General features: G+C 70.8%; 10 protein-coding genes and 1 pseudogene. 6 read left to right on the top strand and 5 right to left on the bottom strand.

The features are described 5' to 3' along the window. From ACTWQJ_RS08315 to ACTWQJ_RS08305, 3 genes are all read left to right on the top strand, one after another. On the top strand, positions 1–310 hold a 310-nt coding region (locus tag ACTWQJ_RS08315; RefSeq protein ID WP_443305978.1), incomplete at its 5' end, for a bifunctional DNA primase/polymerase. A gap of 115 nt (positions 311–425) precedes the next feature. Beyond that, positions 426–1,199, top strand: a complete 774-nt coding sequence (locus ACTWQJ_RS08310; protein WP_443305977.1) for an ABC transporter ATP-binding protein — start codon at positions 426–428, stop codon at positions 1,197–1,199. Further along, positions 1,196–2,785, top strand: a complete 1,590-nt coding sequence (locus tag ACTWQJ_RS08305; protein ID WP_443305976.1) for a transporter — start codon at positions 1,196–1,198, stop codon at positions 2,783–2,785. The genes ACTWQJ_RS08310 and ACTWQJ_RS08305 overlap by 4 nt, the downstream gene beginning before the upstream one ends. Before the next feature lie 50 nt (positions 2,786–2,835). Here the strand turns inward: ACTWQJ_RS08305 and ACTWQJ_RS08300 are convergent, their stop codons facing one another. Beyond that, positions 2,836–3,756: an alpha/beta fold hydrolase gene (locus ACTWQJ_RS08300; protein ID WP_443305975.1), complete on the bottom strand. Its 921-nt coding sequence runs from the start codon at positions 3,754–3,756 to the stop codon at positions 2,836–2,838. A 542-nt stretch (positions 3,757–4,298) separates the two neighbouring features. Continuing rightward, positions 4,299–4,991 (bottom strand): metal-dependent transcriptional regulator, encoded by a 693-nt coding sequence (locus ACTWQJ_RS08295; protein ID WP_385265434.1) that lies wholly within the window; start codon positions 4,989–4,991, stop codon positions 4,299–4,301. Positions 4,992–5,242: 251 nt separating this feature from the next. On the opposite strand from ACTWQJ_RS08295, the gene ACTWQJ_RS08290 reads away from it, so the two are divergent. Continuing rightward, positions 5,243–5,998, top strand: a complete 756-nt coding sequence (locus tag ACTWQJ_RS08290; protein WP_443305974.1) for an SIS domain-containing protein — start codon at positions 5,243–5,245, stop codon at positions 5,996–5,998. Positions 5,999–6,175: 177 nt separating this feature from the next. On the opposite strand, the gene ACTWQJ_RS08285 is transcribed toward ACTWQJ_RS08290, so the two are convergent. Both ACTWQJ_RS08285 and ACTWQJ_RS08280 read right to left on the bottom strand, forming a co-directional pair. Next, a complete protein-coding gene (locus ACTWQJ_RS08285; RefSeq protein ID WP_443305973.1) occupies positions 6,176–7,597 on the bottom strand; it encodes a PAS domain-containing protein in 1,422 nt (473 codons plus the stop codon). Between the two features lie 147 nt (positions 7,598–7,744). Continuing rightward, positions 7,745–8,581: a GNAT family N-acetyltransferase gene (locus ACTWQJ_RS08280; RefSeq protein WP_443305972.1), complete on the bottom strand. Its 837-nt coding sequence runs from the start codon at positions 8,579–8,581 to the stop codon at positions 7,745–7,747. A 246-nt stretch (positions 8,582–8,827) separates the two neighbouring features. Between ACTWQJ_RS08280 and ACTWQJ_RS08275 the strand changes: the two genes are divergently transcribed. Continuing rightward, complete coding sequence (locus ACTWQJ_RS08275) at positions 8,828–10,165, top strand: sensor histidine kinase (RefSeq protein ID WP_443305979.1); 1,338 nt, start codon at positions 8,828–8,830, stop codon at positions 10,163–10,165. 7 nt (positions 10,166–10,172) lie between these two features. Continuing rightward, positions 10,173–10,856, top strand: a complete 684-nt coding sequence (locus ACTWQJ_RS08270; RefSeq protein ID WP_443305971.1) for a response regulator — start codon at positions 10,173–10,175, stop codon at positions 10,854–10,856. Here ACTWQJ_RS08270 and ACTWQJ_RS08265 read toward each other — a convergent pair. Next, positions 10,815–11,537, bottom strand: a pseudogene (locus ACTWQJ_RS08265) (phosphatase PAP2 family protein); the annotation flags it as partial. The gene ACTWQJ_RS08270 and the pseudogene ACTWQJ_RS08265 overlap by 42 nt on opposite strands. Positions 11,538–11,606 lie beyond the last annotated feature (69 nt).

Raw genomic sequence — 11,606 nt, 5'->3', positions numbered from 1 at the left:
GGCCCGGATGGAGCGGATGGAGCTGACGCTCGGGCCGGTGACGTTGACGCCGGACCGGCGGATGCAGTTCTTTGTGCTGCCGGGTGCGTCGGTGAAGGTTCCGGACCTGGTGCGCAAGCTGGGGTGGTCGGTTTCCTCGCTCGATCTCGTGGCGTTGGGCGAGGGGGCGTGGGTGGCTGCGCCGCCTACACGGTTCGGGTCGCGGGGGGCCGTGCAGTGGGCCTGCCGGCCTACGGCCGCGAATCGGTGGTTGCCGGATGCGGAGGAGTTGGTCTCGCCGTTGGCCTATGCGTGCGGTAGGGATCGGTAGGGGTTCGCCTGAGGAGCTGCCTGGTTCATGCCGGGTGGCGGCTGCGAGTTCGTGGTGGCTTGTCGCGCAGTTCCCTGCGCCCCTTGGGTGCGCTACACCGCCGTAGGGTGCATGCATGACCTCAGATGCAGTTCGAGTACGGGGGCTCTGGAAGCGGTTCGGGGAGCAGGTTGCTGTCGGGGGGATCGATCTGGAGCTGCCCGCGGGGCGGTTCATCGGGCTTGTCGGGCCCAACGGGGCCGGGAAGACCACCACGCTGTCGATGGTGACCGGGCTGCTGCGGCCCGATCAGGGGAGCGTCGAGGTCGTGGGGCACGACGTGTGGCGGGACCCGGTGGAGGTGAAGGCCCGGATCGGGGTGCTGCCCGAGGGGCTGCGGCTGTTCGAGCGGCTGTCGGGGCGGGAACTCCTGGCGTACACGGGCAGGCTGCGCGGACTGCCCGGCGCCGAGGTCGACAAGCGGGCCACCCAGCTGCTGGACGTCCTCGATCTGGCGGGCGCCCAGCACAAGCTGGTCGTCGACTACTCGACCGGTATGCGTAAGAAGATCGGGCTGGCGTCCGCGCTGCTGCACAATCCCGAAGTGCTCTTCCTCGACGAGCCGTTCGAGGGCGTCGACCCGGTGTCCGCGCAGACCATCCGGGGCGTGCTGGAGCGGTACACGGCCTCCGGCGCCACCGTCGTCTTCTCCTCGCATGTGATGGAGCTCGTGGAGTCGCTGTGCGACTGGGTGGCCGTCATGGCCGCCGGGCGGATCCGTGCCCATGGGCCGCTCGCCGAGGTCCGCGGCGATGCCGCCACCCTCCAGCAGGCCTTCCTCGAACTCGTCGGCGCGGGCGTCCGCGACGCCGGCTCCGACCTCGACTGGCTCGGCGGCGGCACGCGATGAGCACCGTCACCGGCACTCTGGTCCAGCTGAAACTGTCCTTGCTGCGCAACGGGCTCCGGCAGTCCGCCGGCCGACGCGCCGCCTACATCGCTTCGGCGGTCGTCACGCTGCTCTTCGCCGCGCTGCAACTGCTCGGCCTGGTCCTGCTGCGCGGCAACGCGCACGCCGACGCAGTGGTCGTCCTGCTGGTGGCGGTGCTGGCGCTGGGCTGGGCGGTGATGCCGCTGTTCTTCCCGGGCGGCGACGAGACCCTCGACCCGACCCGGCTGGTGATGCTGCCGCTGCGGCCCCGGCCGCTGGTGCGGGCGCTGCTCGCGGCCTCGCTGGTGGGGATCGGGCCGCTGTTCACGGTGTGTCTGTTCGCCGGTTCGGTGATCGCCGTGGCGCGAGGGGCGGCGGCGTACGTCGTCGGTGTGGTCGCCGTCGGGCTGGCGCTGCTGGTGTGCGTGGCCCTCGCGCGGGCCGTCGCCACCGCCAACATCCGGCTGCTGACCAGCCGCAAGGGCCGCGATCTGGCGGTGCTGAGCGGGCTGGTCATCGCGGTCGGGGCACAGGTCGTCAACTTCGGGGCACAGCGCCTGGGTTCATCCGGGCTCGGACAGCTCGCCCCGGCGGCCGACGTGCTGCGCTGGGTGCCACCCGCCTCGGCGATCGGGGCGGTGGACGCGGTCAGCGAGGGCTCGTACGGGATCGCGGCAGCCCAACTCGCGCTGTCTGTCCTGGCGTTGGCGGCACTGCTGGCGATGTGGGCGCGGCATCTGACCCGGCTGATGACCTCACCGGACGGGTCCACCCTCCAGGCCTCCGACGACACCACCGTCCGCGACCGGCCGTCGACGGGCCTCGCCCGGCTGCTGCCCGCCGGACGTACCGGCACGGCCATGGAGCGCAGCCTGCGCTATGTGTGGCGCGACCCCAAGACCAAGGCGGCCTGGGTTACCTCGCTGGCCATCGGGCTGATCGTGCCGGTGTTCAACGCGTTGCAGGGCACCGGCTCCATCTACTTCGCCTGCTTCGCCGCCGGCATGCTCGGCATCCAGATGTACAACCAGTTCGGCCAGGACGCGTCCGCGTTCTGGATGGTGGCGATGACCATCTCCTCGACGCGTGACGCCTACGTCGAACTGCGCGCGCGGGCCCTCGCCCTGCTGGTGATCACGCTTCCGTACGCCGCGCTCGTCACCGTCCTGACGACGGCGATGCTCGGCGACTGGGCCAGGCTGCCCGAGGTGCTGGGGCTGTCCTTCGCCCTGCTCGGCGCGATGCTGGCGACCGGCGCCTGGACGTCGGCGCGCTTCCCGTACTCCATCCCGCAGGAGGGCTACAAGAACGTCGCCCCCGGGCAGGCCGGGCTCGCCTGGATCGCGGTCTTCGGCGGGATGGTGGCCGCCGCCCTGCTGTGCGCCCCTGTCATCGCCGTGACGATCTGGATCAACACCAGCGCGGGCGGGGACGCGTGGAGCTGGCTGCTGCTGCCGGTGGGCACCGCCTACGGGGCGGCGATCGCGTATCTGGGGCTACGCCTGGCGGCGCCGCGCACGGCAGAACGGCTGCCGGAGATCCTGACGGCGGTCAGCAAGGGGTGACGGACCGGGAGTGCCCGACGCCGGGCACCCCCAGGCGAGCACTGTGCGCGTCAGGTGCCGAGTACGTCGTCCAGGAACGGCTCGATCGCTGCGCGCCATGCGTCCGGCTGGTCGTAGTGCACGAGGTGGCCGGCGTCGGCCACCTCCGCGTACTCGCCGCGGGGCAGGACGCGGACCATCTCCTGCGCCTCGGCCCGGCCGAGCTCGCCGTCCAGGCCGCGGACGACCAGGGCGGGGCACTGGACCTGGGCGAGCTCCTCCCAGTGCGCGTCGTAGACCCAGGTCTCGCGGGACTTCAGCATCTGGTCGGGTTCGAAGACGGGCCGCCAGCCGTCGGGCGACTCGTGCATCACCTCGGCGTAGAACTCGCCGCGGGCCGGGTTCGGCCGCTCCACCCAGGGGTCGTCCTCGCCGAACCACTTGCGGACGTCGGCGAGGGTGGCGAAGGGCACGGGCCAGGCCTTGAACCAGGCGGCCCACTCACGCTGCGAGGCCGCGCCCAGCGCGGAGGCCCGCATGTCGCAGATGATCAGTCCGCGCACCAGGTCGGGGCGTTTGGCGGCCAGCTGCCAGGCGGTCAGGGCGCCCATGGCGTGGCCGATGAGGACGGCCGAGGTGAGACCGAGCTGTTCGAGCGCGGCCTCGGCGTCCTCGACGTACGCCTCACGGGTGAAGGAGACCTGCGGGGACTTGTCGCTCTGGCCGTGGCCGCGCTGGTCGAGTGCGACGGCACGATGGCGTTCGGAGAGCCAGCGGGCGGTGGAGGCCCAGTGCGAGGCGCGGGCCATCAGTCCGTGGAGTAAGAGCACTCCTGGTGAGGGGTCGCCGTCGGATGGGGCCGGATCGGGATCGGTCCCGGCCGGATCGAGGTCCTCCCTGGCCCGGTCCGGGTCCGCTTTGGGCGGGTCGCCGAACTCCCAGGCCGCGAGTCGTACGCCGCCCGCCCCGGTCACGTCGATGCGTCGCGCCATTGATGCTGGCACCCCCCAAGCTTCGCTCGGCCTGCCTGCCGTCGTAGGTACCGCCCGTGCCTGCCTGTCCCACCGGTACTGCCTGTACTACCGCACTACTCGCGACTCGCGCCGCCCTTGCCCCCCTGTGGGCCTCGCCCACACCCGAAGACTATCGAATAGCTTTTCGAGAATGGGCTTTCTGCGAGCAACACCCCTCCTTCGAGTGACGCCGCTCAAGGAATGATCCCCGCCGTCGAGGGGAGATGTTCTGCGGGGGGGCGGACCGCTCGGGGAAACCGGTCCGTGAGGAATGACCCTGAGAGCTCGGGGCTCCGGGTCAGCACAGGGGAGGACAGGCCCCGGCGCCGCACGGCGCCGGGGCTCTCCACTCGGCTCCGGCACATCCACCCGCCCCCTCCGGCCATACGCCTCACGCGACAGCCTCGCACGCGGAACGCCCGTGCGCTGCAATTCGGCACAGGGAGACCCGGATTCGACGAGATCGACGGCGCAAGGACTCTCAACTCCCCGCAAATTCCCGGGAGTTGAACGGTTGCCGCTCAGCGCTTGGCGACGAAGACGTGGGAGGCGACGTCCGACTCCAGTTCGGCAGCCTCGCCGCCGCTGCCCACCAGCACACCGCCGGCCGACTCCGTCACGCTCACCACCGAACCGGGCTGCACACCCGCCCGGCGCAGCGTGTACATCAGCTGCGCGTCCGTCTGGATCGGCTCGCCGATCCGGCGGACGACCACGGTCTTGCCCTCCACGCCCGGGTCGAGGTCGGCCAGCGACACCATCCCCTCGTCCAGGAACGGGTCGGCGCCGTCCTTCTCGCCCAGCTCCTCCAGGCCCGGGATCGGGTTGCCGTACGGCGACTCGGTGGGGTGGCGCAGCAGCTCGAGCACCCGGCGCTCCACCGCCTCGCTCATCACATGCTCCCAGCGACAGGCCTCCGCGTGCACCTGCTCCCACTCCAGGCCGATCACGTCGACGAGCAGACACTCGGCGAGCCGGTGCTTGCGCATCACACGGGTCGCCAGCCGGCGGCCCTCGTCGGTGAACTCCAGGTGCCGGTCGCTGGCCACGGACACCAGACCGTCGCGCTCCATCCGCGCCACCGTCTGGCTCACCGTCGGCCCGCTCTGGTCGAGCCGCTCGGCGATCCGGGCGCGCATGGGGACCACGCCTTCCTCCTCGAGCTCGAGGATGGTGCGGAGATACATCTCCGTGGTGTCGATCAGTCCGGACATACGTGCCCCTCGATGAGATCTGCCGAAGGCTCGACGGCTCTCCGGCGCGTGCGCTGGCCCTGGCTTCAATTCTGCCGGATACCACCGACAACCGTGCCGCGCCGTTGAAACCAGACGGTTACATGCTGGTATGCGACGGCCGTAAGCACACCGTCGACGCCGCCGTCACCCCCGTATTGACATCCCACTGGTCCAGACCGCACCGTGATCCGCGACACCGGCACGCACAGCAGCGCAGCGAAGGAGCTCGCATGGGCGACAGCAAGCTGGCCGACCAGTACCTCGACGCCGCGATCGGCCTGCTGCACCGCATCCGCGACGAGGAGGCCGAGCCGATCGCGGCCGCCGGCACACTCCTCGCCGACACCGTCGCCGCCGGCGGCCGCCTCTTCGCCTTCGGCGCCGGGCACTCCTCCCTCGCCGCCCAGGACATCGTCTACCGGGCCGGCGGACTCGCCCTGATGAACCTGCTGGCCGTACCCGGAGTCGTCGGCGTCGACGTCATGCCCGCCACCCTCGGCTCCGCCCTCGAGCGCGTCGACGGCCTCGCCACCGCCGTCCTCGACACCTCCCCCCTCCGCGCCGGCGACGCCCTGGTGATCATCTCCCTGTCCGGCCGCAACGCCCTCCCCGTGGAGATGGCGATGCACGCCCGCACCCTCGGCGCAAAGGTCATCGGCGTGACCTCCGTGGCCTACACCGCCCAGACGACGTCCCGCCACGCGTCCGGCACCTACCTGAAGGACCACTGCGACATCGTGCTGGACTCGAAGATCGCGGTCGGCGACGCCGAACTCACCCTCGACACCATCCCCGCCCCCTTCGCCCCCGCCTCCACCGTCGTGACCACAGCCCTCCTCCAGGCCGTCATGGCCACGGCAGCCGGCACCCTCGCCGACCGTGGCATCGACCCCCCGCTGCTGCGCTCCGGCAACGTCGACGGCGGCCACGACTGGAACACCCGCGTGCTGGAACAGTACGGGGACCGGATCTTCTACCGGCACTGAAGCGCCCCAAAGGGGCGCGGGGCTGTATCGACATGCGGCTCCGCCGCGATGGGGGTCCCCCCGCTCATGGGGGTCCCCCCGCGCGAGCGAAGCCGAGCGTGGGGAGAAGCCGAGAGTGTGGGAGCGACCAGCCACGACGCACCCGCAGGTGGCGTACCGGACTTCCGACGGAGCGCTTCAGTCCCTGTCCGGCGGCAGCAGCCCCGCCAGGTCCAGCGCCGTCGCGATCCGCACGGCGACATCCTCGGCGTACGCCGTGTCCGACCGCTCGAACGCGCTCCGCCCGCTCCCCCGCAGGAACGTCACGACACCCAGCGTCCGCGCCCGGCTGCGCAACACCGCGCACAACGCGTGCACCGCATCGGCCGGCCACTGCCGGGACACCGCCCACGCGCGCGCCTGCTCGGCCGCCACACTGCCGACACTGGCCCGCACCGTGCCGATCCGCTCCACACACTGCAACGCCGGATGCCCCTCGGCGTACCGCACCGGCAACCCCGCCGCACCGGTCGGCAGGCTCGGCCCCGGCGCACCCGACGGCGTGGCGGCCACCCGCACGAGCCGTACCTGCCCCGCGGGCTCCGTGTCGGACAGCGCACCTCCCGCCACCCGGTCGATCAACGCATGGTCGGCGAAACCGGCCAGCGCGAAATCGAGGTGGACGGTCGCCGCCTCCGCCGGATCCTCGCACTCGGCCGCCGCACGGGCGGCCCGGTGCAGCTGATTGCTGCGGAACCGCAGCAACGCCGCCTCCTGCTCACCCTGCTTGGCCTCCGTCACGTCCTGGAACAACCAGCCCACCCCGAGTGGCACCGGCTCCTCCGCGAGCGGCGAGGCCAGCCGCAGAAACCCACTGCGCCAGCAGCGCCGCTTGTCGCCCTCCGGCGTGCGCACGCTCACCCAGATCTCGGCGGGCGCCGGCGGCGCACCCTCCGCCAGGACGTGCGTGAAGGCGCTCTCCAGCTCCTCCACACCCTGCGCGAGCAGCTCACCGAGCGGCCGTCCCAGCACGGACGTACGCCCCGTGCCCAGCGCACGTGCCGCATGCGCGTTCACCACCGCCGGCCGCAGATCGGCGTCGACGAGGACCACACCCCAGCTCGCATCCTCGAACAGGGCCTCGCTCAGCGCGATGGACCGCTCCAGATCGATCTGCGCGTGCACCTCACTGAACGCGCAGTACACCCCCGCCGGCTTCCCGTCCGGCCCCCGGACGGCCGCGGACTGCGTCCGCACGAGCACGCGGCCGCCGTCCTTCGTCAGCAGCGCGAACTCGTGCACCTGGCGGCCGGGCGCGTCCATGGCGGACATCAGCCGCTCCTCGACCTCCTCGGCGTCGGCGTTGCGCACCGCCCACCCGGCGAAGCCCTGCCGCCCGACGGCCTCCTCCGCCGACCACCCGAGAATCCGCTCGGCCTCGCGGTTCCAGTGCGTCACGACCCCGTCGGCGTCGAAAGCGCACAGCGCCGCGTCCATGCCGTCCAGCAGGGCGGCAAGCAGATCCGAACCACCCGAACCCTCCGGGCCGTCCGGGCCGTCCGGCCCGGGCTCGTCCGGTCCCAGTTCGTCCGTGGTCCCACTACGCCGGGAAGCACTCACCTGGACCCCCTGCAGGCTGCGTCCGCACGTACGGCACGTCGCTTCGCTCACTTGCAATCATTCAACTCGAACGTGATGCAGCCCACACCTGGTTCCCGCAAGATTGCAGGAATCGTTGTGCGGCGGAAACCGGACGACAACCCACCGCTAACACCCGGTGACCGACAGTCGAAGATCGACCCACTCGTCCCGCTCACCGTCCAGCACATACCGCTCGACCTCGACGAACCCACGGGCCCCCGCGAACCGCAACCCGTCCTCATTGACCGCCAGTACGCACGTCTCGACCGCATCGGCACCCAGCACGCGCGCGTGCGCCAGCCCGTTCTCGTAGAGCAACGTCCCGATCCCGCGCCCCCGCCACTCGGGCAGCACCCGCGCGATCACGGTCACCACCCCCGTCTCCCCCTCCGGCGGCCGCACGGTCGAACACCCCACGAGCACATCACCGACGTACGCGTTCTCCAGCCGATAGCGCCCGCTGCGCTCCCGCACCTCATCGAGAGAGAGCGCGGCCGGCGGCACGATCACGTTGTGCACATGCCGCCACTCCTCGAGCATGGCCTCGCCCTGCACGGCCTCGATCCGCACCCCGGAAACCGGCCCGCGCCGCGCGTACACCTCGATCTCGATCTTCATACGAGGATCCGCGAGCCCGCACACCATCATCGTGGCCGCCGGCCGCACCTCCCCGAAACACCGGTGCAGCACCGGCCAGCACGGCTCGAAGTCCTCCCGCTCGGGCAGCAGATACCGCACCCGCACCACATCGGCAAAGCTGCACCCCGCCTCCGCCAACGCGGCACCTATGTTCCGCAGACACTGCTCGGCCTGCTCCACCACGTCGTCCGAGATGGTCATCGTCCCGTAGTCGAACCCCGTCGTTCCCGACACATGCACCCAGTCCCCGTCGACCACGGCCCGGGCATACCCGATCCGCTCCTCGAACTCCGACCCACTGAGCACCACCCGCCGCTTTGTCATGCACGGAACGCTACGTGACCATGGAGCGACGCGTCTCATGGTCAACGCCCTCAGTGACGAGGTGTAAGGCAGTAGGCAGGATTGGACTTTCGGCAGTGTCGAGCGGCCTCCGATGTCCGTACCGTCGCCTCCGTGGACAGTACGGTGATCAAGGCCGGGGCGGAGGCTGGGGCGGCTGTTTTCCGGCGGAATCCGGATCCAGGGAGCCTTCTGACAGCGGCCGCGGTGGTGTCCGCCGGTCTGAGCATGGTGAGCCTGTGGTGGGCACTCCCTGCTGCGGCCGCCGCGTTCCTGGCGGGACGACGGCCCGGACGGACCCGATCGACGGCGCTCGCTCTGGGCGCGCTTGTCTCGCTCGGTGTGGTGGCGCTGTCCGTCGTACCTGGCTGGCTACCACGGGGAAGCCGGTTCGTGGCGGTCGTGGTGATCGCCACGATGATCCCCTGGTTCGCAGGCCGCTTCTGGCGGCAGTACCAGGAACTCGTCCGGGCCGGATGGGAACGGGCCGAGCAACTGCACCGTGAACAGCGGCTGATCGCCGACCAAGCCCGGCTGCGCGAGCGGGCCCGCATCGCCCAGGACATGCATGACGTACTCGGCCACGACCTCAGCCTCATAGCGCTGTCGGCCGGCGCTCTGAAACTCGCGCCCGGGCTCGAAGAACACCATCGACGGGCCGCAGGGGAGATCAGAACCAGAGCGGCGGCTGCGGTGGAGCGTCTCGGAGAAGTCATCGGTGTCCTGCGTGAGGAGACCGAAGACGCGCCGACACGACCGTCCGCGTCCAGCCTCGCGCATCTGGCCGCCGAGGCGTCCGTGTCCGGGCTCGTGGTCGAACTGCACGTCGACGGCGAGGCGGACGGCCTCCCCACGGTGGTCGAACGAGCTGCTCACCGCGTCGTACAGGAGGCACTGACCAACATCGCCAAGCACGCGCCCGGCGCGAAAGCGACCGTCCACGTGACGCACACGCCCACCGAGACAAAGGTGGTGGTGGAGAACGGCCCACCGTCATTCACGCCCACTGTCCGACCGATGAGCGGGGGGCGTGGCCTCATCGGCCTCGACGAACGTGTGCGGTTGGCCGGCGGCTCCTTCGAGTACGGCCCGCGCGACGGCGGCTTCGCGGCCGTCGCGCGCATTCCGCACGCTCCCCCGCCACAGCTCCCCCCGCCCACCACCGCCACGGCCTCACCCCCGGGCAGCGAACCGCTGCCAGAACATCGCCAGGCCCGGCGCCGCGTCCGCCGGGCCCTGGTTGCCACGGTCATGCTGCCCCTGTTGACAGGCGCCTTGTTGAGCGGAGCCCTGACTGGCTGGGAAATGCTGTCGGCATCGCAGTCGGTCCTGGAACCGGGCGACTACGCACGCCTGCGCGTGGGGCAGGATCGCTCCGAGGTGGAGCCTCTCCTCCCCAACCGTCAGACGCCCTACCGACCCCAGGCCCCGGAACCGAGAGGACACGGCACGACGTGCGAGTACTACGCCATGACGGCCGACCGCTTCGACGATCGTTCCGGAGACGCCTACCGGCTCTGCTTCCGGGACAACACACTGGTGTCCCTGGACGCCCTCACCTCATGAGCGTCCGATGATCCGGGTCCTGGTCGCCGACGACGAAGCGATGATCCGCGCGGGAGTACGGGCCGTTCTCTCCACCGATCCGGACATCGACGTCGTCGCCGAAGCCGTCGACGGGCACGACGCCGTGGAACTCGTTCGGCGCCACCGCCCTGCCGTGGCCATACTCGACATCCGCATGCCGGGGATCAACGGCATCGAGGCTGCGGCCGAAATCCGGAGCACGGTGCCAGCCACCAGCGTCATCATCCTGACGACGTTCGGTGAGGACGACTACATCCTCCAGGCACTCGGCGGTGGCGCAGCCGGCTTCCTGATCAAGTCGGGCGAGCCCGAAGAACTGATCACAGGGGTCCGGGCAGTCGCCGAAGGCGCCGCCTACCTGTCACCGAAAGTCGCGGCCCGAGTCGTCGCGCACCTCGCGGCGACCGGCGCGGGCACCCTCGCCGGCCGGCGCGCCGCTGCCCGCGACCGAGTCCACTCCCTCACCGCTCGCGAACGGGAAGTACTCGCCTTCCTCGGCAGCGGACTGTCCAACGGGCAGATCGCCCGACGGCTGCACGTGGTGGAGGGAACGGTCAAAGCCCATGTGAGTTCCATCCTCGCGCGCCTCGGCGTGGACAACCGAGCTGCTGCCGCGGTCGTGGCTCACGAGGCCGGAATCGTCACTCCGCCAGCGCCTCCCCAACCGTGACACCGCCCGCTCAGCAAGTGGCAAGAACACGAGCAGCACAGCCGTCACCACTGCGCCGCCGAGAATCCCACCGGCGAGCACATCGTGCGGGTAGTGCACCCCCACCAGGACACGCAACAGCGCCGCCACCCCGGCCAGCGGCAGCGCGACCGCGGCCAGGCGCGGCCACAACATGGCCAGCCCGACAGCCAGTCCGGCGGCCAAGGTGGCGTGATTGCTCGGGAACGACCAGTCCCCCGTACCAGGGCATTCCGCAATCACGTCGATCCCCGGACGCAAGGCACGGCAAGGCCGCTCCTCGTCCACCACCAGCTTCACCGCTTCACTGACCGCATAGGCCGCCGCGGTGCCGGCGCCGGTCAACACGGCTCCCGCGGCCCGGCGTGCGTCGTGGCGGCGGATCCCGGCCCACCACCTCCATGCCAGCAACACCCCGAGGATCACCAGAGTGCCCTCGCCGACTGCTTCCAGGACCGTGCCCAGCCATGACGGTGCGTCCACCACCGTCCCGGTCACCGAACGGTACACAGAAACCGATGCCCCGCCCGTAACCTCAACCGCGCCGACCTTGCCCAGCCCACCTGGGGAAAGCCAGGCAACCACAACCGCCGCGACACCCAGCATCCCCACGGCGGTCACTAACCGACCGGCCCGGGTCATCTCTCGCTGTTCTCGTTCCATGAGGCCGAACGTAAAAGCGGGGCCAGCCCCAAAACTCGAGCCGAACGGCAACCCCCGGCCTTGACGATC

The sequence above is a fragment of the Streptomyces sp. KR55 genome, assembly GCF_052245645.1.
In the GTDB taxonomy this organism is placed as follows: domain Bacteria; phylum Actinomycetota; class Actinomycetes; order Streptomycetales; family Streptomycetaceae; genus Streptomyces; species Streptomyces flavusporus.
This window is presented reverse-complemented; position numbering and strand designations above follow the sequence as displayed.

What these genes read in the sequence shown, in the direction of transcription:
- ACTWQJ_RS08270 (WP_443305971.1), top strand. Translation starts at nt 10,173, where the DNA reads ATGATCCGGGTCCTGGTCGCCGACGACGAAGCGATGATCCGCGCGGGA.
- ACTWQJ_RS08290 (WP_443305974.1), top strand. Translation starts at nt 5,243, where the DNA reads ATGGGCGACAGCAAGCTGGCCGACCAGTACCTCGACGCCGCGATCGGC.
- ACTWQJ_RS08300 (WP_443305975.1), bottom strand. Translation starts at nt 3,756, where the DNA reads ATGGCGCGACGCATCGACGTGACCGGGGCGGGCGGCGTACGACTCGCG.
- ACTWQJ_RS08305 (WP_443305976.1), top strand. Translation starts at nt 1,196, where the DNA reads ATGAGCACCGTCACCGGCACTCTGGTCCAGCTGAAACTGTCCTTGCTG.
- ACTWQJ_RS08295 (WP_385265434.1), bottom strand. Translation starts at nt 4,991, where the DNA reads ATGTCCGGACTGATCGACACCACGGAGATGTATCTCCGCACCATCCTC.
- ACTWQJ_RS08275 (WP_443305979.1), top strand. Translation starts at nt 8,828, where the DNA reads ATGGTGAGCCTGTGGTGGGCACTCCCTGCTGCGGCCGCCGCGTTCCTG.
- ACTWQJ_RS08280 (WP_443305972.1), bottom strand. Translation starts at nt 8,581, where the DNA reads ATGACAAAGCGGCGGGTGGTGCTCAGTGGGTCGGAGTTCGAGGAGCGG.
- ACTWQJ_RS08310 (WP_443305977.1), top strand. Translation starts at nt 426, where the DNA reads ATGACCTCAGATGCAGTTCGAGTACGGGGGCTCTGGAAGCGGTTCGGG.